Source organism: Lacinutrix sp. MEBiC02595, assembly GCF_053601555.1.
In genome coordinates this window covers 196,373-216,433 of sequence record NZ_JBSHNU010000243.1, presented here as the reverse complement: position 1 = coordinate 216,433, position 20,061 = coordinate 196,373, and the positions used below count along the sequence as shown (strand labels likewise).

Here is a 20,061-nt window from a genome sequence, read left to right as displayed (position 1 = left end):
GTCGCGCTTTCCGCAGTCGCTATCCAAGATGAGCTCCAACAATGCTCCAATCACTAACGCATTAAAGCACAATTCATTTTGGAGTCTTGTACTAAATTTAGTAATTTTACTTTTCTAAAAAAATAAACCAAAAAATATGAAAAAATTAATTTTACTTTTTAGTGTAGTTGCATTTACGTTCTCTTCTTGTGGCAGTGATGATGATGGTGGAAGTACACCTGTTGGAGATCCTTTTGTTGCAAATTGGCAATACTATAAATACTTTGAAGATGGTGTAGAAGTAGCATTAGAACCTTGTGAAGGTGAAGAAACATTTCAAGTTTTAGCAAATGGTACTGTTGTTTTTACTTCTTATGAAGAAGATCTTAATGGAAATTGTCAGTTAGATGAAGTTGTTTCTGGAACTTGGAGTAACGGCGCTAGTGGTTTTTATTATATTACATTAGATGGCGATACAGAAACTTGGGAAGTACAATTTGATGGGAATACGTTCTATTACGAAGAAACTATTTTTAATGGTTCAACTACCATTGTAACTCGTGAGGTATTTATAAAAATTTAGTAAGAATACAATTCTTTAATATAATTAATCCCTTTCTTTTGAAGAAGGGATTTTTTTGTACATAAAATTCACTAAATTTGCCTCCTATTTATATATACCATGATAGACAAGATAAAAGAACTCATAGCAGAAGCCGAAGTATTTAAAGCACAATCCATAGAAGAGGTTGAAAATTTTAGAATAAAATACTTAGGTAAAAAAGGATTGTTAAACGACTTTTTTGCGGAGTTTAAAAATGTAGCAAACGACCAGAAAAAAGAATTTGGTCAAACCATAAACAAGCTTAAAAAAACTGCTGAAGAAAAGGTAAACGCCTTAAAAGAGGAGTTAGAAGGAAAAGAAGAAGATAAAAGTGCTTACGGTGATTTATCTCGTCCGGGAGAACCAATAGAAATTGGAGCAAGACATCCAATCTCTATTGTTAAAAATGAAATTATCGATATCTTTTCTCGTATCGGTTTTAATGTAAGTGAAGGTCCAGAAATAGAAGATGATTGGCACAACTTTACCGCATTGAACTTGCCAGAATATCACCCAGCAAGAGATATGCAAGATACCTTCTTCATACAAACAGATCCAGATATTTTATTACGCACACATACCAGTTCTGTACAAGTGCGTTATATGGAAAATAATAAACCACCAATTAGAACCATCTCACCAGGAAGAGTATTTAGAAACGAAGCTATTTCAGCACGTTCCCATTGTTTTTTCCATCAAGTAGAAGGTTTATATATTGATAAAGATGTAAGCTTTGCCGATTTAAAACAAACACTTCAGTATTTCACAACAGAGATGTTTGGGAAATCGAAGATACGTTTACGTCCTTCTTACTTTCCTTTTACTGAGCCAAGTGCTGAGGTCGATGTATATTGGGGATTAGAAACAGAAACGGACTATAAAATCACCAAAGGAACAGGTTGGTTAGAAATTATGGGTTGTGGTATGGTAGATCCAAACGTTTTAGAAAACTGTGGTATCGATTCTAAAGAATACTCCGGTTTTGCATTCGGAATGGGAATAGATAGAATTGCCATGTTACTCAATCAAATTAGTGATATTCGATTACTAAGTGAAAACGATGTACGATTCTTAGAGCAGTTTAAATCTGCATTATAAAAATAAAAAAAAGGCGTCATTTAAATGACGCCTTTTTTTTGTTAGTTCAGTGTCTCCTGAAACAACTTATAAATTCTTCGGTATTCATCAGACCAACTGGAAGATTCCTTAAATCCATGCGATTCTAAAGGAAAAACAGCAAGTTCCCAATTTTCTTTTTTGAGTTCAATTAAACGTTGTGATAAACGTACTACATCTTGAAAGTGTACATTAGTATCTATCATACCATGAAGCATTAATAGATTGCCTTTTAAACCTTCGGCAAAATAAATGGGAGAACTTTGTTTGTAAGCTATTGGGTCTTCAATCGGTGTATTTAAAATATTCGCAGTATAGCCATGATTGTAATGTGCCCAATCGGTTACAGAGCGCAAAGCAGCCCCACTTTTAAAGGTGTCTGGTGCATTAAACATTGCCATTAAAGTAATAAATCCACCATAAGAACCACCATAAATACCAAGTCTGTCTTTATCAATACCTTGATTTTCGATCAAGTATTTTGCACCATCCACTTGGTCATCTAAATCTTTTCCGCCCATATGTCTGTAAATCGCTGTACGCCAATCGCGACCATAACCAGCACTTGCTCTATAATCTATAGCTAAAACCGTATATCCATTATCGACTAAAAAATTATGAAACATATATTCTCGGTAATAAGATGACCACCAATGATGTACATTTTGTAAATACCCAGCACCATGAACAAAAACTACTGCAGCACCATTCTTTTTAGCTTCTGTAGGTTTGTAAAAGGTTGCAGGAACTCGTGCACCATCTCTTGCTGTAAAGTTTATGATCTCAGAATCCATCCATTCATAAGAATTAAAAACATCGGTTGTAGATTCTGTTAATTGCGTCATTTGAGCTCCAGCTTTGTTCCGCATCACATACAATTCCCAAGGTTTGTTGGTATAAGAATATCTAATGGCTAGTTGTTTTTCGTCTGGTGAAACGGTAACTTCATGAGCTCCTTGACGCGAAGTAATTTGGGTCATTTTACCGCCTTTTACTGGTAGATGATAAAAATGATTTTCGTGCGGACTTACCTTATTACTATTTAAAAAGAAAGTGGATTGGTCTTTAGATAAGGTTATATTTAAAATTTCGAAATGACCTTTAGTTAACGCTTTAATTTTTCCGGAGTTCACATTAGCGCTATATAAGTGTGCATAACCCGTTTTTTCAGATTTAAACCAAATGTTGTTTTTGTCTATCCAGCCCATTACACCTGGCGAAAACCAACCTACTCCAGGACCGCCAATCCAGGCATCATCATGCTGTCTGTCTATAGTTTTTAAGCTTCCGTCTTCTAGGTTTATTAACATAATCCAACGGTCTTTATAATCTTGAGAGGTAATATTCACAACCGCTTTACTATCGTTTGAAAATATCGGATTGCCTATTTCTACATTTCTTGGGTTTTCATAAGTTGCTAGATAATCGGAAGGGTTTTCAGTATACTCTTTTAAGTATTTAGGCTTGTCTTTAATGCCTTCAATAGCGTCGGTTTTTATAGGATATGTTTCCTCTGTTTCTAGGTTTAAAATCCAAGATTCATAGGTATATGAATCACGACCAACTTTGGTTCTTGCGTTTAAATCTTTGGTATAGCCACTTTCCGTAACATAGTCTGGCACATTAGTGTTTTTGTTCTTTGGAGCAGTGTACAATCGGTAAATAACATAATTTAAATCCGGAGAAATATCCATGTCAAACATTTTTTTGTCGCCTAAATAAATGGTTTTTTGACGATTAGCGATCGTTTGTTCGTTTCTGTAGTGTTGCGCGTCCCTTTCGTTTTTACGTTTTTCAAGAATATTAAAATGTTGTAATTGATCGTCTTCTAGCCATTGGTCTTGTGCATTAAGTTTGCGTTCTTTTTTCTTCTTTCCGTTTTTAAAATTGGTAAGCTGCGTGGTGGTTCCTTTGCTAATATGCCACTGGAATAAATTGTTGTTTAGTTTATATATAATTGACTTTTGATCTCCTGAAAATATAGGATTCGATTCTCTAGAATTGGTATTTGTGATTTGTTTTTTGGTGAAGCTTGTAGTGTTCATTAAAAATAAATCGCCATTTTTTTGGTATACTTTCCATAAGCCATCTATAGAATATTCGCCAGTATTTGTTTTTTGTTTAAGTTCTTCAAAAGATAGTTTATGTTTCTTTTTTGAAGAAATATTTATTTCATATGTGGAACGAATGGTATCGTTATCTGGATTCCAGCTAAAATAGATGTCTTTACTATTGTCAGACCACCTTAGATTAGTAGGTAAGTAACCTACAAAGTCTTCGCCTTGCATAATTTGATCTATAGTAAGTATGGATTGATTTTGAGTTTGCCCAATACTTGGAGCTGTTATTAAAAGGGAAATAAAGAAAACAAGCTGTTTCATGTTGGTTTTTTAAACAATTAGTAAGCGACAAATTTAAGCGTTTTGAATCTAAGAATAAAACGATATTAAAAACGCTTTTTTTTAACAATAAATTAACTTCGTTTAGTTCGGTTAGTTCCGAACTAAGATGTAAATTTGCGCTTCGTTTACTAAAAAAAGATGATTCATTTTCAGTAAACAGTATTAAAACAATTAAAAATGAAAGAAAATATCTGTCAAATAAAAATGGGCTTGGTTGAAAAACTAGGCGTGCATTTAGAAAAAAGAGAGCAGTTAGCACCTGTGGCAGCACGTATATTATCTTATATCATCCTAACTGGTAAAAAAGGAACCACTTTTGAAGATATGGTAACGATACTTTGTGCAAGTAAAAGCACTATTTCTACACACCTTAATCATTTACAAGATTTAAATAAGATTGTGTATTTCACAAAAACTGGAGATCGCAAAAAATATTTTATAATTAATAAAACTATTATTGTTCAACATATAGACAACTTAGTAAATGAATGGAGAGAAGAACGTGAGATGCATTTAGAATTAAAAAATTATAAAGAAACTATAAACACCCAAAAAATTGAAAATGAAGAAGAAAAATTCGATTTAAATTTTCATGATGATTACATCAAATTTATAGATGGAGCAACATCCTCTGTAGAAGAACTAAGAACAAAATTAGCCAATAATAAATTCAATATTTAACCAAGATAAAAATGAAAAATAATAAATTATATACAATACTAGCACTAGGTTTATTCTTAGTAATTGTCAGTTGTGGGAAAGCAGAAGAAAAGAAGCCTGCTGCACAAGCACCACCTGCTTCTTTCCCAGTAACACAAATACAAACAAAAACGGTAACAGGATACACCGATTACCCTGCAACTATTGAAGGAATGGTAAACAGTGATGTAAGAGCAAAAACATCAGGTTATGTGGAAAAAGTATATGTAGACGAAGGTCAAAAAGTAAGAAAAGGACAAGTGTTATTTAAATTAGAAACACAGTCTTTAAGCCAGGATGCTGGAGCTGCTAAAGCACGTGTTAATGTAGCACAAGTGGAAGTAAATAAATTAATTCCGCTTGTAGAAAAAAACATTATTAGTGCTGTACAACTAGAAACGGCAAAAGCTAATTTGGTTCAAGCGCAAGCAAACTATAGTGGTGTTTCTGCTAATATTGGTTATGCAACTATAAAAAGTCCAATAGATGGTTATGTTGGTTCTATTAATTTTAGAGAAGGTGCTTTAATTAGTCCAAGCGATACAACTCCATTAACAACGGTAAGTGAGATTAGTGAAGTATATGCTTTTTTTAGTTTCAATGAAGCGCAATATATAGACCATTTACAAAATTCAGAAGGGAAAACGAAAGCGGAGCGTATTAAGAATTCTCCAGACTTAAGTTTGATTTTGGCTAATGGTAAAATGTATTCTGAAAAAGGACGCATTCAAACCAGTACAGGTCAGATAAATCAAAGTACAGGAACTATAAAAATTAGAGCTGCTTTTGATAATCCAAATGAAATTTTAACGAACGGGAATAGTGGTAAAATAAGGTTACCTATAGAATATAAAGATGCTATAGTGGTACCTCAGTCTGCTACTTTTGAGCAACAAGGAAACATTATGATATTTAAACTTAGTGAAGACAACAAGGTAGAAACTTCCATAATACAGGTAAAAGGAACAGTAGACAATCTATATGTTGTAGCGTCTGGTATAGAAGTAAAAGATAAAATTGTAACAACTGGGGTTGGTAAATTAAGAAACGGTATGGTGATTTCACCGCAAGAAACTTCTTTTGAGGAAGCTATTAAACCGGTTGCAACTTTATTCAGAAATTAGATAAATAAATACATATTAGTCATGTTAAAAACATTTATTGAAAGACCCGTTCTTTCGACCGTAATCTCTATTATCATAGTTTTGCTTGGAGTTATTAGTATAACTAGCTTGCCTATAGAGGAGTATCCAGATATTGCACCACCAACCATTAAGGTGACGGCAAATTATACAGGAGCAAATGCAGAAACCGTTTTAGAAAGTGTAATTATTCCTATCGAAGAACAAATTAATGGTGTAGAAGGGATGACGTATATTACTTCTACAGCATCTAACACAGGAGGAGCCGAAATTACAGTGTATTTTGATCAAGAAATTGATGCAGATATTGCTGCTGTAAACGTTCAAAATCGTGTTGCTAGAGCAACACCTTTATTACCATCAGAGGTTACGCAAACAGGTATTATAACGCAAAAACAAGAAACCAGTGCGTTAATGTTTATTTCCATGTATTCGGAAAGCGACGATTACGATGCTACTTTTATTCAGAATTACTTGAAAATTAATGTTATTCCAGCAATACAGCGTATTAGTGGTGTTGGTGATGTTAGTGTATTTTCACAACAAGATTATGCTATGCGTATCTGGTTAAATCCAGAAAAATTAGCATCCTACGGTTTAATTCCTTCTGATATTTCTGCTGCTTTAGCAGAACAAAATTTAGAAGCAGCTGCAGGATCTTTAGGACAGAATAATGGGGAATCTTTCTCCTATACGTTAACTTATAGCGGACGTTTTAAAGACGAAGCGCAATACAGCGATATTGTTATTAAAGCATTAGGAAATGGAGAGTTCTTACGATTAAAAGATGTCGCAACTATTGAGTTAGATGCACAATCGTACTCGGCGAATGCAATGAGTAAGGGATATCCTGCGGTATTTATGGGTATTTTCCAAACTAAAGGTTCTAATGCACAAGAGATTATTGAAAATATTAAAGTTACTTTAGAATCGGTAAAGGCCGACCTTCCTGATGGCTTAGATATTTTTGTGCCTTATGATACTAGTTTATTCTTAAACGCATCTATTGAAAAGGTGATTAGTACCTTATTAGAAGCCTTTTTATTAGTTTTCTTAGTGGTATTTATCTTCTTACAAGATTTCCGTTCGACGTTAATTCCAGCAATTGCAGTGCCCGTTTCTATTATAGGTACTTTCTTTTTCTTGAATGTTTTTGGATATTCTATTAACTTATTAACGCTATTCGCGTTAGTCCTCGCTATTGGTATTGTGGTAGATGATGCCATTGTAGTTGTAGAGGCTGTGCACGCCAAATTAGATGCAGGGGAAAAGGATCCTAAAAAAGCGACGCTAACAGCCATGAATGAAATTTCTGGTGCTATTATTTCTATTACTTTGGTAATGGCAGCAGTATTTATTCCTGTAACTTTTATAACGGGTCCAACAGGTGTGTTTTATGAGCAATTTGGTGTGACGTTAATTATTGCCATTTTAATTTCGGCAGTAAACGCTTTAACCTTAAGTCCAGCATTATGTGCTTTGTTATTAAAAGGGCATAAAGACGATGAAGATTTAAAAGGAAAAAGTCCGTTAAAACGTTTTTATACTTTATTTAATCGCGGATTTAACGCTACAGTAGAACGTTACGGTAGATCGCTTCAGTTTTTATACAAAAGAAAATTTATTTCTGTTTTATTATTAATCATTGCTGGAGTCGGAATTTATTGGGCATCAACAACTACACCAACAGGATTTGTACCTAATGAAGATAGAGGAATTATTTTCGCTAATATCGAATTGCCTCCAGGAGCTTCACTAGATAGAACAGATGCAGTAGCAAGAAAACTTTACGAAAAGGCGGAAAGCATAGAAGGTATTGTCGCTCTTAACTTTATTAAAGGTAGAAGTTTAATTAGTGGTTCTGGTAGTAACTTTGGTTTTGGTATTATAAAATTGGAAGATTGGGCAGATCGTACAGATCCTTCTCTTTCCGTGCAAGCGATTACAGGAAAATTGTTTGGTGTAGCAGCTACCATTCCAGATGCTAATATTATTTTCTTTTCACCACCTAGTATTCGTGGTTTTGGTAACTCGTCTGGTTTTGAAATTAATTTATTAGATAAATATGGAGGAGAGTTCGCCGATTTAGATAAAGCAAATAAAGATTTTTCTATGGCTTTAATGAGTCATCCAGAAATTAAATATGCACAGTCCTCATTTAGTACAAACTATCCGCAATACGAAATGGAAGTTAATGTTCCTTTAGCAAAAGAAAAAGGAGTATCTGTAACTAGTATTTTTTCTACATTGCAAGGATATATTGGAGGAATTTATGCTTCCGATTTCTCTAGATTTGGAAAACAATTTAGAGTGTATATTCAGGCTTTACCAGAAGATAGAGCAGATAAAAATGCTTTAAATAGTATGTATGTGCGAACAGATTCGGGTGAAATGACACCAATTACACAGTTTGTAACTCTAAAACGTGTGTATGGACCACAATCGGTAACGCGTTTCAATTTATTTAATTCAACTAAGATTTCTGGAGCAACAAACGACGGATTTAGTACAGGAGATGCTATTAGAGTGATTGAAGAAGAAGTCGCAAAACTACCAAGTAATTATACGGTTGCTTATTCTGGTTTAACTCGTGAAGAAGTGAGTGCAGGAAATCAAACCACATTCATATTTATATTAAGTATTCTGTTTGTGTATTTCTTATTAAGTGCACAATATGAAAGTTATTTATTACCATTTGCAGTAGTATTATCTTTACCATTTGGAGTATTTGGTGCATATATTAGTACGAAGCTTTTCGGATTAGAAAACAACATCTATTTCCAGATTGCCTTAATCATGCTAATTGGTCTGCTCGCTAAAAATGCCATACTTATTGTCGAATTTGCTTTAGCTAGACGAAAAAATGGGGAGAGTATTGTAGATGCTGCAATCCATGGAGCAAAATCACGTCTACGTCCAATTTTAATGACCTCTTTTGCCTTTATATTAGGTTTAATGCCATTAGTATTAGCAAAAGGTGTTGGTTCTGAAGGAAACAACTCTATTGGTACAGGAGCCGTTGGAGGAATGCTTATCGGTACTATATTAGGAGTCTTTGTAATTCCTATCTTATTTATATTATTCCAGTGGTTACAAGAAAAAGTTTCAGGTAAACCAACAGTACAAACTATTGAAGAATAAAAAGATGAAAACCATTATAAAACATAGAAATTTTAGTAAACCGATTCTTTTACTGGTAGTTGCATTAACATTACAAGGTTGTTTTGTAGCGCAAGAATATACACGACCAGAATTAAATACAGAAACGGAAGCACTTTACAGAACCGATAATTTGCCAACAGATAGCATTTCTATTGCAGATGTATCTTGGAAAACGTTATTTACAGATACTTACTTACAACAATATGTAGAAGAAGGTCTGCAAAATAATATGGATGTGCGTATTGCGCTACAACAAATAGTAGCTGCCGAAGCGTATGCAAAACAAGGGAAAGCAGGATATTTGCCAAGCTTAAATGTAGGTGCTAATTATACCCGTCAAGAATTTTCTGAAAACAGTCAATTTGGATCCATATTTAGTGGCGGAACAGATACTTATGATATCACAGCAAATCTATCTTGGGAAGCAGATCTTTGGGGAAAAATAAGAAGTGGTAAAAGAGCAACACAGGCAGCATATTTGCAAAGTGTTGCCGGACATCAATTGGTGAAAACACAGTTGATTTCTAGTATCGCAAATACCTATTACAACTTGTTGGCTTTAGATGCACAGTTAGAAGTAACAAAGCAAACCATTACAACAAGAGAAAGTGGTGTAGAAACTATTAAAGCACTTAAAGATGCTGGTCAAGTGACTCAAGTTGCTGTAGATCAAAATATAGCGCAGTACAATAATGCAAAAGCATTGCAGGTAGATATTGAAACCGCTATTTTTAAAACAGAAAATACGTTAAGTATTTTATTAGGTAAAGGACCACGAAATTTTGAAAGAAGTAGTTTAGATCTTCAGAAAATAGAAGAAGATATCACACTTGGTGTGCCAGCAACATTACTTAGTAATAGACCCGATGTTATGGCTGCAGAGTATGGCTTAATACAGTCTTTTGAATTAACGAATGTCGCGAATAGTAACTTATATCCTTCGTTAACATTAACTGCTTCCGGAGGATTGCAAAGTTTAGAATTGGATAAGTTATTAAACTTGAATTCCTTATTTGCAACAGTAGTTGGAGGTTTAACCCAACCACTTTTAAATCAACGCGCTTTAAAAACACAAAAGGAAGTTGCTATTGCACAACAAGAGCAAGCGTTACTGCAGTTTAAAAAGACATTATTAGTTGCAGGAAGTGAAGTGTCTAATGCCTTATTTTCTTATGAATCGGAAATCAAAAAGTTTGAATTTAGAAAAAGTGAAGTGGAAGCTTTACGTCAAGCGGAAAGCAACTCGGAAGTACTTCTTAAAAACGGATATGCTAACTATTTAGATTTATTAACCGCAAGACAAAGTGCATTAAGTGCAGAGCTTAATGTTATCAATAGTAGACTCAATCAATTAGTGTCTATTGTAGATTTATACGAAGCACTTGGTGGTGGATGGAGATAAAATAAATAAAGATGATTACCAAAGCGCAATTGTTAAAGTGTTCTATTACAAAGTTTACAAAATGCGGAAGCAAACATGTAACGTTAGACGAGATAGCAAATACGCTTGGGATTTCTAAAAAAACAATTTATACGTTTTTTAATAATAAAGAAGATCTAGTTACTGCTAGTTTAGAGAGTTTATTAAACGAGTATAAAGAAGATATAAATGGGATTGTTAGCAGCAATGGTAACGATCCTATTTTGTGTGTAGTGTTAATTTACAGAAGAGGGTTTGAGTATTTAAAGTACTTTAAGCCCTCTTTTCTTTTTGGATTAGAGAAATATTATCCAAAATCCAGTGCGCTTTTTAATGGTTTTATTGAAAACCTATCCAACAACATTGTATATAACTTATTGAAGCAAGCCCAAGACTCTGGTGAAATTAAGCCAGAAGTGAATCTAGCATTAATAGTAAAGATTTATTTTTTCAGAATAGATAATCTTGTATTTAAAGAGAATAATCTATTTGAAATGTTTCCAAAGGAAGAATTATTTAGACATTTAGTGCTCTATAATTTAAAAGGAATAATTACACCTAACTATTCTAATTCTTATTTGACATAGTTTACTATTTTTGCAGTATGAAAAAAGATATTGACATCCCAAAAGTCGAAGGTGTTTACTTAGCTGTTGTAAATGAGTATAACGATATTTATAAAACGCAAGATTGGAACGCGTATATCATTAATGATAAAGAGGTAGATCTAGAAATGGTACTCATTGTTACTAGTGGTTATTCTAAAGATAAAATGACTTCTATTTTTAGAAAAAAACTAGACAAGTTACCTAAAAAAAGCTACGCGAAAATAGAACTATTACAAGAAGATTTATTTGCTATAAATAATCAATTTAAAGTCACTTTTTTTGAAGGAAACAAGATGTTTGATAAAACATATACTTTTAGAAAAAACACCATTAATTTAAAAGCTTTGCAACCGGTTCCGTTAATGGAAGCGAAAGGTGTTTTGGTAAAGTGAATTATTTGAATACTTTTACATAAGGTTTTAAAAGAAATCCATTAAAAGTATGCAGAGCAACCAGTTAATACAATATTTAGAAACTTTTGGCGCTTTAACCGCTGACGATAAGTTGCGTTTAGCGGAAAATGTTAGCGTTAAAACATATAAAGCTGGAGAAGTATTTTTACATGCTGGAAAAATAGCAAATCAGGTTGGCTTTATCACCGAAGGGATTTTTCGATACTTTTTTTATGATGGTCAAGGCAGTGAAATTACTTCTTATTTCATGTCCGAAAATCAATTTGTAACAAATATAACTAGCTTTAACGAATACTCGTTTAGTTCTGGAAGTATTGCTGCAGAAACGGATTGTGTTGTTTTAATGATGGATCGACAAACCTGGGAGTTGTTTACTACAGAAATACCAAGTTGGAATGCTATTATTGCAAAAATCACTTCTAAAGTACTGCTTGAGAAAACAAATTTTCAAAGGCAATTAATAAACCAAGATGCAAAATCTTCTTATTTAAGTTTATTAAATACAAACCCATCTATTATAAATAGAGTGCCTCAAAGTCATATTGCTTCCTTTTTAGGAATCACAAAATTCTCGTTAAGCAGAATTCGGAAACAAATAGTTAACGAATAGTATTTGTTGTCAAATGGCAACGCACAGTCCTTGTATCCTTCCGATATTTGTATCCTAATAATTAATAAAACTATTATGAAAAGGATATTAAAAATAGTTGGAGCCCTTTTTTCGCTGCTTGTAATTGGAGTCGGAATTATTTATTTTTTCTTTCCTGAAAAAATAGTGGATTTCACGTATTCACAAAATGCAAGTGCAGCACATTTAACAGCAAAAACAATAACTGTAAATGGATATAACACGCACTATTATACAAACAATAATAAGATAGCAAAAGACACCTTAGTATTGCTTCATGGCCTTGGCGATGATAAAAACAGCTTTGTGCAGTCTGCTGCGTATCTAACAAACGATTACTATTTAATTATTCCAGATCTTTTGGCTTCTGGAGAGAATGCAAAAGAAGCTTCTTTAGATTTAAGTATTAAAGGGCAAGTAGATTTTTTACACCGTTTTTTAACCAATTTGGAAGTTGAAAATTTTAACCTAGTAGGGAATTCCATGGGAGGACACATTGCTGCAGCTTATAGCATTGCTTATCCAAATGCGGTAACATCACTAGTGCTTTTAAATGCGCCAGGTTTAACATTAGACGATCACGTGGTGTATTCTGGATTTGGTAGTGTTTTAAAAAATGAAGCCGATTTAAATATGGTTTTATCTCGTGTGTTTTATAAAGTTCCGGAGTTGCCGGGACCAATAAAAAAAATGTACATCTCGCAAATAAATGAGAGCCGTGATTTTTTAAATAACACCATCATTCCACAAATAAAAAATGGTTCTTATTTTGACTTAAAAGATCAAATAAACCAGATTAAAGCCCCTACTTTAGTTCTTTGGGGAAAGCATGATGCCGTTGTAAAGTTTAATGTAGCAGAGCGATATAACAGAGATATCTTGTTATCTGAAATTGAAATTATAGAAAATGCTTCCCATTCACCACAACTAGAAGTTCCAGAAGTTGTGGCAACAAGTATTAATGAATTTATCCAAAAAAAAAGTAAAGAAATGAAAGCAACAGTACCAACAACTAGAGAACAACATATAGCAAAAGTGCAATTACACAGATGGTATCAATTGTACGAAAGAGAGATGAATAAACAACGTATAGATAACCAATTGGATATTTTAGAGGATACTCTTTATATGAAAACGTCTGCTGGCGAAATGCGAGGAAAAGCGAATTACCCAGAAAGACTTGCGGTGTATAAAGGATGGAAAAATGCACACCATGTAGAAAATGTAAACATTACGACTACGGAAAAAGGATTGCATTTAGAAGCAGATTTACGTTATCAGAATATACGCCCCGATGGCGTGAAGGCTAGCTACACCATACATTATAATACAGAAATGGTTAAAACTAAAGATGGTTTGCCAAAATTTTCGTCTATAGAAATAATACCTACTGGAGAAACAAACGAGGTTTTTGAAGATGCCTATCCTACTAATAGAGTGAAATCTTTAATGTATTATTGGATTGCATCTATGGAAAATTTAGATGGTGATGTAACTCCTTTTAAAGAAGTGCTAGCAGATGATTTTGTATTAAATTTTTCTACGTCGAGTAAAATTACTTCTATTTCAGATTTAGAGAAATGGCTAAACGGAACACCCAAGCAGTTATCGAATAGCGAACATTATCCTAAGAATTTTGAAGTCAAACAAATTATGGAAAACGAGTATGAAATGAATGTGGAGTTCGACTGGAAAGGAAAAACTAAAGATGGTAAAAACTTGGAAGGAACAACAAAACACACTTGGTATGTTATTGATAATCCAAACGATAGATTTGCAAAGATTTTAAAGATGGATGTGGTACAAACAAACCCTTTAAAGGAAGTGAATTAAACTTCTGTTAAAACCCTTCCGTTTTGTGTTTTCTAAGGAACATAAAATCCACCTTCTTTTGATAATGGAAGGTGGATTTTGGCTTTCTGAAAAAATCGGAAAGCGAGGTGGTTGTTTTTATTTAAATACACACTATTTATGTACAGAAAATGCAATTAGCAAATAAGTGCGTTAGCGATTGCAGTGGCATCCTTTTGCTTTTTTGCAAAAGATATAACGAAAAGCGCGACCATTTTGAAGCTTTTCAGCGAAAGATGGTAACGCCCAAATAATCTAGATAAAATAGAATAAGTTCCTAGTTTTAATCCAACTTATCTGTCAGTTTTTGAAACACCTTTTTAGCGTCTTTACCTTCATATAAAATCTCGTAGACTGCATTTATAATTGGTAGTTGCGTTTTTTTCTTGTTGTTTTTGTTTAATAAATGTGCCGATTTTGTGGCGTAGTAACCTTCTGCAATCATGCTCATTTCTAACTGTGCAGATTTTACAGTGTAGCCTTTACCAATCATGTTTCCAAATAGTCTGTTTCTTGAAAAAACAGAGTAGCCAGTTACTAATAAATCGCCTAGGTACGCCGAGTTGTTAATATTACGTTTCATTTTGTGCATTTTTTTAATAAAACGCTTCATTTCACGAATGGCATTACTCATTAATACACTTTGAAAATTATCACCATAACCTAAACCATGCGCAATTCCGGCAGCAATGGCGTAAATGTTTTTAAGCATTGCAGCGTATTCTGTACCAATGACATCATCACTAATTTTGGTTTTAATGTAATCACTAGATAGCGCATCTGCTATATTTTGCGCTTTTTCGGCGTCTATACATGAAATAGTTAAATAGGATAAACGCTCTAAAGCTACTTCTTCTGCATGGCAAGGTCCAGAAATTACGGCAATATTATCTAGTGGAATTTTATACACATCGTGTAAATGCTCGCCAACTAATTTTCCGGTTTCTGGAATGATGCCTTTTACTGCAGATACTACAATTTTATCTTGAATATTATAGGTAAGCTTTTCTAATTCCGAATGCATAAAAGCAGAAGGTATCACAAAGATTAGCACATCTGCATAAGCAGCCATTTCATTGATGTCATTCGAGAGTTTTAACTGTTCTAAATGAAACTCAACAGAACTTAAATAACTTGGATTGTGCTGTTCTTTTAATAGATGTTCTTTAATATAAATGCTTCGCATATACCAACCAACTTCTTTTTGGTTTTCACATAGCATTTTTACAATTGCAGTAGCCCAACTTCCGCTACCAAAAACAGCATATTTTAAAGGTTTGCTCATTAAAAATATTTTCTTTTTAATTTCCGTGACAACGGAAAACGTAATTATTAGAGTTTCAAAAATAAGCAAAATATCAATCATATTATTCTATTGATAATCAATACTTTAATTTTTTTGGCACAGGTTTTGAATATCTAAAAGTATTAACTTTAAAACGAACGATTATGAAAACGACAAAACTACTTTCGATATTTGCTAGTATAGCATTCTTATTTACGTCCTGTTATCATGAAGATGTTTATGTAGACGATTACAATAACAACAACAATAACCCGGTACCAACAGTTTCATTAAACCAATTATTAGGGACTTATGAATTGTGGTATGTGGATATTAATCAAACGGTAGGATATGGAGAAACACGTTTTTTACAAACGGCTTTTACCATATCGTTTAGAAACGGAGTGCTTTACGCAAACAATAACTTGGTAGGAATTGGTAGTCAAGGAAATGGTTTTGGAATTTCGGTTGGTTATTATGATACCTATAATATGATTTTAGATGTAGATCATGCTATAGATGGTTTTGAAACCTTTGATGTGTACCAAATAGATTATAACACGATAGAATTGTATAATCCTAATAATGATACTTCGTATTTTTTACATGGTTACCAACGTGCATCTTTTGATTATGACTTTGTTTTTTATGATAACATTCATTATTTCATGCAAGAATATGAAGCTTGGGAAAAAACATTCACTAGTAACTACGGTGCTTTAAACGAATTTGATAACGAAAACTACCTGCAGTTTTTAACTGGAGGAAATGGATCTACTTTTAGAAGTTCACAAGATGCCACAGGAACAAATGCTAATAATCTATATTGGGATTATTCAGGAATTTATGGCATTGGAGATGTAAGCGGAAATATATACCAAAAAACATTAACATTAGATTATGATTACTTCGACAATGAATTTTTCGAATTGAGCGTTATTAATGATAGTACAATAGAATTGTTTCACAATGCTTCTGGAACCTTATACGAGTTTAAAGGAAGAGGTTATATACCGTATTTAAAAACAGGAACCACAACAGATAAAACAAAAGCAAGTACCGAAAAGAAACGTGTACAACGTGCTGCGAAAAAGGAAAATACAAGAGAGAACACACGTACAAAATAGTGTTACCTCATTAAAATTTTGGTTGGTTAGTTAATAGGAAACCGTTTAAAGAGAAATCTTATAGCGGTTTCCGTTTTTATACATATTAACAAACTTATGAAACCCATAGAAAAACAGCTAAAATGTTATCTTTTATCGGTGAAATACCATTATAGTGCATTTGGCACATTAGTTGTAATCTTAAATTAGATTTAAAAAAAGATTTTTTATCTTTACATTAATTAATATTTAACACTTAAAAAAACATTATGGGATTATTTTCATTTATTAAAAATGCAGGAGCAAAAGTTTTCGGAATAGGTAAAACTACAGAAGAAGAAGCGGCAGAAAAATTAGCAACAGCAACAGCAGAAGAGCTAAAAGAAGAAACACTAGTTGCTAAAAGATTAGAAGCAACAGTAAGAGATTTAGACTTACAAGTAGAAGGTTTAAATATATTTATTGATGATGATGCAGCAACTATTTCTGGTCTTGCTTTTGATCAAGCAACCAGAGAGAAAGTAATATTAGTAGTAGGAAACTCTAATGGTATTGCAACTGTAGATGATAAAATGGTAGTTAAAAATGTAGAACCAGTAGCACAGTTTCATACGGTAGTAAGCGGAGATACTTTAGGTAAAATTGCTAAGAAGTATTACGAGAATGCAATGAAATATCCTGTGATTTTTGAAGCTAACAAACCAATGTTAGAGCATCCTGATAAAATTTATCCAGGTCAAGTATTACGTATCCCGGCTTTAGATTAAGTTTAGAATATTTATAGAATTTGAAACGCCAGCTTTATATAGTTGGCGTTTTTTTGTGCTTTTAATTTGGGTAAATTTTTTAAAGAAAAAAAACCAGGCTGTCACTACTCAATCTTTTTTGAAATTAAAAAAGGATTTCAAACAAACCGTTCCATCCTTTTTACAAAAATCGAGTACCATTTACAATTTGGTGGTAAAGTAACGTGCTTTTTATGTATAATAAAACGGAATTTCAATTTCCTAGAAATCACTTTCTTCCCGCATTTTTACTACTCCTACAATTAAGATCAAATTAGCAAAACGACGCTGTTCGCCTGTTTGAATAATTAATGTGGTATTAGGATCTCTAATTTTGTCGTAGAAAGACCAGCGTTCCATCTCGTCCCAAGTTACGTCTCCTAGCATTTTTTTATATGCATGGTGTATTTCTGCATTTGCTTCAGCAGGCTTTTCCATGACGATTGCACCTTGAACAGGACAGACTTCTAATATGCCTTCCAATACAGTGAGTGCGTCTAATAATCCTGGACGAAAATTGAGATGTACAGTGGTAGAGTTAGGACCTGTCATGGCACCAACTGGTAAGTTGCCGTCTGCAATGACAACTTGAGCAAAATGGCCGGAACGAGCAAGCGCTTCCATGATTGTTGGATGTATTACTGGTGTCTTGAGCATATTTTTTTATTTATTGCCTATAAAAATTCATTTCATCCAAATACGCCCAAACATGTTCAGGTAACATGGGTTTAATGTTTTTACCAGCTTTTATAGATTTGCGTATAAAGGTAGAAGAAAGTTGTATTATTGGTGCATCTATGCGATGAATACATTCGTGATTATCAAACTGGGTTGCTACTTTTCCTTCCGAAATTCTAGGATACACATAAATGTTATTGTTTTCTAGAATCAGTTCGTAGTTTTTCCATTTATGAAAACTTTTTAAGTTGTCTTCTCCCATAATCAAACTAAAGGCGTAATCTGGGTGTTTTTCTTGAAGATGCGTTAACGTGTTAATGGTGTAATTTGGTTGCGGTAAACCAAACTCAATATCGCTAGGTTTCAGTTTTGTGTAGTCTTTTGTTGCTTGATATACCATTTCTAAACGTTGGTGGTTGTCTAGCAACGTACTTTTCTTTTTAAAAGGATTGTGTGGTGTTACAACAAACCATATTTGGTCTAAGTCACTATGTTCTGCCAGATGGTTCGCAAGGATGAGATGGCCAACATGAATAGGATTAAAAGACCCAAAGTATAAACCAACTTTCATTTTATGCCTCTTTTTTAGAATGTACAAAATTACCAACCAAAGTTTCTGCTTCTAGTAATGCTTTTTCTAGGTTATCATTTTCAATGATTACGTCAAAAAGAGGAGCAGTTGCTAATTCTGCACTCGCTTTTGCTACACGCATATTAATTTTATCGTCGGTTTCTGTTTTTCTTTTCTTAAGCCTAATTTTTAGCTCATCAATACTTGGTGGTTTTACAAAAATAGCTAAAGTCTCTTCTGGAAATTTTCTTTTAATACGTAGACCTCCAGAAACATCAATATCAAAAATCACGTTTTTACCTAAGGCCCAAAGACGCTCTACTTCAGATTTTAAAGTACCATAGAAATTATCTCTATATACTTCTTCCCATTCCAGAAAATCATCGTCTTTAATATGTTGTTTAAATGCACTTGCCGATAAAAAGTAGTAGTCTTCAGCGTGTGCTTCGGTGCCTCTTTTTTCTCTGGAAGTTGCAGAAATAGAAAATGCTAGATTTAATGCTTCTTGTTTTAGTAGGTGCCTAACAATGGTTGTTTTTCCAGATCCCGAAGGAGCAGAGAATACTATTAGTTTACCTTTTTCTGTATTATTTTTCGTCAAATCCTATTTTTTTAAATCGCTGAGAGAACCTCAGTGTAATATTTAGTTTGGAATGCGCTTTGTTTTATTAAAGGACATTTAATAATTGTTCTTTAATTTTTTCTAGCTCATCTTTCATCTGCACTACCAGTTTTTGCATTGGTGCATAATTACTTTTAGAACCAATAGTATTTATTTCTCTACCAATTTCTTGTCCGATAAACCCTAATTTTTTCCCGTTAGAATCGTCAGAATTTAAAGCAGAAACAAAATACTCTAAGTGGTTTTGTAAACGCACTTTTTCTTCCGTGATATCAAATTTTTCTATGTAATAAACCAGTTCTTGTTCAAAACGGTTTTCGTCTACTTTTTCTTTTAAATCGTCCACACCTTTACGTAAACGTTCGCGAACACCTTCAATACGTTCTGGGTCCATTTCAATAACCTGTTCTAATAAGTTTGCAATGGTTGCAATTCTATCTCTAAAATCTGCTTCGAGAACTTTTCCTTCGTCTAATCGGTAGGTATCTATTCTGCTTAAAGCTACTTTTATTTCGGCTAAAATAGTGCTCCACTCGTTTTCATCAATTTCTGCTTTTTCGGTATTTAAAGCATCAGGAAAACGAACCGCCATTTTTAATAGCTCGGTTTCATCTCCATCCACAACTTCGCGTAACTGATTCATGTATTGTTTTACAACAGGCTTATTAAGTTGTGTGGTAGTTTCTTCTCCTGTCATTTCTACATAAATAGAAAAATCTATTTTACCACGTTCTAGTTGTTTACCAATAAGTTTACGTAAGCTCAATTCCTTTTCTCTGTAAATAGAAGGCATTCTAGCGTTTAAGTCTAGGTTTTTACTGTTTAGAGATTTTACTTCTAAAGTGATTTTCTTTGTTGGTAATTGCAAAACAGATTTACCATAACCTGTCATAGAATGAATCATAAGATTTTATTTAAGTTTTACAAAGGTAACTAAAACAATAGGTTTAGAAAACACAATTTATAGTATGCGTGCATAATATATTTATG

General features: G+C 33.3%; 18 protein-coding genes. 12 read left to right on the top strand and 6 right to left on the bottom strand.

The features are described 5' to 3' along the window. The first annotated feature begins 136 nt into the window (after positions 1 to 136). Positions 137 to 562, top strand: a complete 426-nt coding sequence (locus tag ACVCZW_RS14545; protein WP_452230415.1) for a hypothetical protein — start codon at positions 137 to 139, stop codon at positions 560 to 562. Between the two features lie 99 nt (positions 563 to 661). Then, on the top strand, positions 662 to 1,681 hold the full coding sequence (pheS, locus tag ACVCZW_RS14540; RefSeq protein WP_452232751.1) for a phenylalanine--tRNA ligase subunit alpha: 1,020 nt from the start codon (positions 662 to 664) through the stop codon (positions 1,679 to 1,681). A gap of 41 nt (positions 1,682 to 1,722) precedes the next feature. Here the strand turns inward: pheS and ACVCZW_RS14535 are convergent, their stop codons facing one another. Beyond that, the gene (locus tag ACVCZW_RS14535; protein ID WP_452232750.1) at positions 1,723 to 4,080 is read right to left on the bottom strand and encodes an alpha/beta fold hydrolase; all 2,358 of its coding nucleotides are present in this window, start codon (positions 4,078 to 4,080) and stop codon (positions 1,723 to 1,725) included. 198 nt (positions 4,081 to 4,278) lie between these two features. Between ACVCZW_RS14535 and ACVCZW_RS14530 the strand changes: the two genes are divergently transcribed. The 8 genes from ACVCZW_RS14530 (at position 4,279) to ACVCZW_RS14495 (ending at position 14,006) form a co-directional block, all read left to right on the top strand. Then, a complete protein-coding gene (locus ACVCZW_RS14530; RefSeq protein ID WP_452230412.1) occupies positions 4,279 to 4,782 on the top strand; it encodes a GbsR/MarR family transcriptional regulator in 504 nt (167 codons plus the stop codon). 11 nt (positions 4,783 to 4,793) lie between these two features. Beyond that, positions 4,794 to 5,924 carry an efflux RND transporter periplasmic adaptor subunit gene (locus tag ACVCZW_RS14525; protein ID WP_452230411.1) on the top strand — a complete coding sequence of 377 codons (1,131 nt, stop codon included), beginning with the start codon at positions 4,794 to 4,796 and terminating at the stop codon, positions 5,922 to 5,924. A gap of 21 nt (positions 5,925 to 5,945) precedes the next feature. Then, positions 5,946 to 9,083, top strand: coding sequence for an efflux RND transporter permease subunit (locus tag ACVCZW_RS14520; RefSeq protein ID WP_452230410.1), 3,138 nt, complete (start codon positions 5,946 to 5,948; stop codon positions 9,081 to 9,083). A 4-nt stretch (positions 9,084 to 9,087) separates the two neighbouring features. Then, entirely contained in the window at positions 9,088 to 10,506 is a 1,419-nt protein-coding gene (locus ACVCZW_RS14515) for an efflux transporter outer membrane subunit (RefSeq protein WP_452232749.1), read from the top strand. 11 nt (positions 10,507 to 10,517) lie between these two features. Next, entirely contained in the window at positions 10,518 to 11,111 is a 594-nt protein-coding gene (locus tag ACVCZW_RS14510) for a TetR/AcrR family transcriptional regulator (RefSeq protein ID WP_452232748.1), read from the top strand. Positions 11,112 to 11,128: 17 nt separating this feature from the next. Continuing rightward, positions 11,129 to 11,524, top strand: a complete 396-nt coding sequence (locus ACVCZW_RS14505; RefSeq protein WP_452230407.1) for a hypothetical protein — start codon at positions 11,129 to 11,131, stop codon at positions 11,522 to 11,524. A 49-nt stretch (positions 11,525 to 11,573) separates the two neighbouring features. Next, complete coding sequence (locus ACVCZW_RS14500) at positions 11,574 to 12,155, top strand: Crp/Fnr family transcriptional regulator (RefSeq protein WP_452230406.1); 582 nt, start codon at positions 11,574 to 11,576, stop codon at positions 12,153 to 12,155. A 75-nt stretch (positions 12,156 to 12,230) separates the two neighbouring features. Then, positions 12,231 to 14,006 carry an alpha/beta fold hydrolase gene (locus ACVCZW_RS14495; RefSeq protein ID WP_452232747.1) on the top strand — a complete coding sequence of 592 codons (1,776 nt, stop codon included), beginning with the start codon at positions 12,231 to 12,233 and terminating at the stop codon, positions 14,004 to 14,006. 301 nt (positions 14,007 to 14,307) lie between these two features. Here the strand turns inward: ACVCZW_RS14495 and ACVCZW_RS14490 are convergent, their stop codons facing one another. After that, on the bottom strand, positions 14,308 to 15,309 hold the full coding sequence (locus ACVCZW_RS14490) for an NAD(P)H-dependent glycerol-3-phosphate dehydrogenase (protein WP_452230404.1): 1,002 nt from the start codon (positions 15,307 to 15,309) through the stop codon (positions 14,308 to 14,310). A 164-nt stretch (positions 15,310 to 15,473) separates the two neighbouring features. Here ACVCZW_RS14490 and ACVCZW_RS14485 point away from each other — a divergent pair, with 164 nt between their 5' ends. Further along, positions 15,474 to 16,436, top strand: a complete 963-nt coding sequence (locus ACVCZW_RS14485; RefSeq protein ID WP_452232746.1) for a nicotinic acid mononucleotide adenyltransferase — start codon at positions 15,474 to 15,476, stop codon at positions 16,434 to 16,436. A gap of 248 nt (positions 16,437 to 16,684) precedes the next feature. Continuing rightward, positions 16,685 to 17,182: a peptidoglycan-binding protein LysM gene (lysM, locus tag ACVCZW_RS14480; RefSeq protein ID WP_452230402.1), complete on the top strand. Its 498-nt coding sequence runs from the start codon at positions 16,685 to 16,687 to the stop codon at positions 17,180 to 17,182. A 240-nt stretch (positions 17,183 to 17,422) separates the two neighbouring features. Here the strand turns inward: lysM and ACVCZW_RS14475 are convergent, their stop codons facing one another. From ACVCZW_RS14475 to ACVCZW_RS14460, 4 genes are all read right to left on the bottom strand, one after another. Further along, complete coding sequence (locus ACVCZW_RS14475) at positions 17,423 to 17,857, bottom strand: RbsD/FucU domain-containing protein (RefSeq protein WP_452230401.1); 435 nt, start codon at positions 17,855 to 17,857, stop codon at positions 17,423 to 17,425. Between the two features lie 10 nt (positions 17,858 to 17,867). Beyond that, positions 17,868 to 18,449: a nicotinate (nicotinamide) nucleotide adenylyltransferase gene (gene nadD / locus ACVCZW_RS14470; RefSeq protein ID WP_452230400.1), complete on the bottom strand. Its 582-nt coding sequence runs from the start codon at positions 18,447 to 18,449 to the stop codon at positions 17,868 to 17,870. A 1-nt stretch (position 18,450) separates the two neighbouring features. Further along, positions 18,451 to 19,050, bottom strand: a complete 600-nt coding sequence (gene gmk / locus ACVCZW_RS14465) for a guanylate kinase (RefSeq protein WP_452230399.1) — start codon at positions 19,048 to 19,050, stop codon at positions 18,451 to 18,453. Between the two features lie 67 nt (positions 19,051 to 19,117). Further along, on the bottom strand, positions 19,118 to 19,975 hold the full coding sequence (locus tag ACVCZW_RS14460; protein ID WP_452230398.1) for a YicC/YloC family endoribonuclease: 858 nt from the start codon (positions 19,973 to 19,975) through the stop codon (positions 19,118 to 19,120). Positions 19,976 to 20,061 lie beyond the last annotated feature (86 nt).

Coding starts and splice junctions, on each gene's coding strand:
- ACVCZW_RS14545 (WP_452230415.1), top strand. CDS start 137: ATGAAAAAATTAATTTTACTTTTTAGTGTAGTTGCATTTACGTTCTCT.
- pheS (WP_452232751.1), top strand. CDS start 662: ATGATAGACAAGATAAAAGAACTCATAGCAGAAGCCGAAGTATTTAAA.
- ACVCZW_RS14535 (WP_452232750.1), bottom strand. CDS start 4,080: ATGAAACAGCTTGTTTTCTTTATTTCCCTTTTAATAACAGCTCCAAGT.
- ACVCZW_RS14530 (WP_452230412.1), top strand. CDS start 4,279: ATGAAAGAAAATATCTGTCAAATAAAAATGGGCTTGGTTGAAAAACTA.
- ACVCZW_RS14525 (WP_452230411.1), top strand. CDS start 4,794: ATGAAAAATAATAAATTATATACAATACTAGCACTAGGTTTATTCTTA.
- ACVCZW_RS14520 (WP_452230410.1), top strand. CDS start 5,946: ATGTTAAAAACATTTATTGAAAGACCCGTTCTTTCGACCGTAATCTCT.
- ACVCZW_RS14515 (WP_452232749.1), top strand. CDS start 9,088: ATGAAAACCATTATAAAACATAGAAATTTTAGTAAACCGATTCTTTTA.
- ACVCZW_RS14510 (WP_452232748.1), top strand. CDS start 10,518: ATGATTACCAAAGCGCAATTGTTAAAGTGTTCTATTACAAAGTTTACA.
- ACVCZW_RS14505 (WP_452230407.1), top strand. CDS start 11,129: ATGAAAAAAGATATTGACATCCCAAAAGTCGAAGGTGTTTACTTAGCT.
- ACVCZW_RS14500 (WP_452230406.1), top strand. CDS start 11,574: ATGCAGAGCAACCAGTTAATACAATATTTAGAAACTTTTGGCGCTTTA.
- ACVCZW_RS14495 (WP_452232747.1), top strand. CDS start 12,231: ATGAAAAGGATATTAAAAATAGTTGGAGCCCTTTTTTCGCTGCTTGTA.
- ACVCZW_RS14490 (WP_452230404.1), bottom strand. CDS start 15,309: ATGAGCAAACCTTTAAAATATGCTGTTTTTGGTAGCGGAAGTTGGGCT.
- ACVCZW_RS14485 (WP_452232746.1), top strand. CDS start 15,474: ATGAAAACGACAAAACTACTTTCGATATTTGCTAGTATAGCATTCTTA.
- lysM (WP_452230402.1), top strand. CDS start 16,685: ATGGGATTATTTTCATTTATTAAAAATGCAGGAGCAAAAGTTTTCGGA.
- ACVCZW_RS14475 (WP_452230401.1), bottom strand. CDS start 17,857: ATGCTCAAGACACCAGTAATACATCCAACAATCATGGAAGCGCTTGCT.
- nadD (WP_452230400.1), bottom strand. CDS start 18,449: ATGAAAGTTGGTTTATACTTTGGGTCTTTTAATCCTATTCATGTTGGC.
- ACVCZW_RS14460 (WP_452230398.1), bottom strand. CDS start 19,975: ATGATTCATTCTATGACAGGTTATGGTAAATCTGTTTTGCAATTACCA.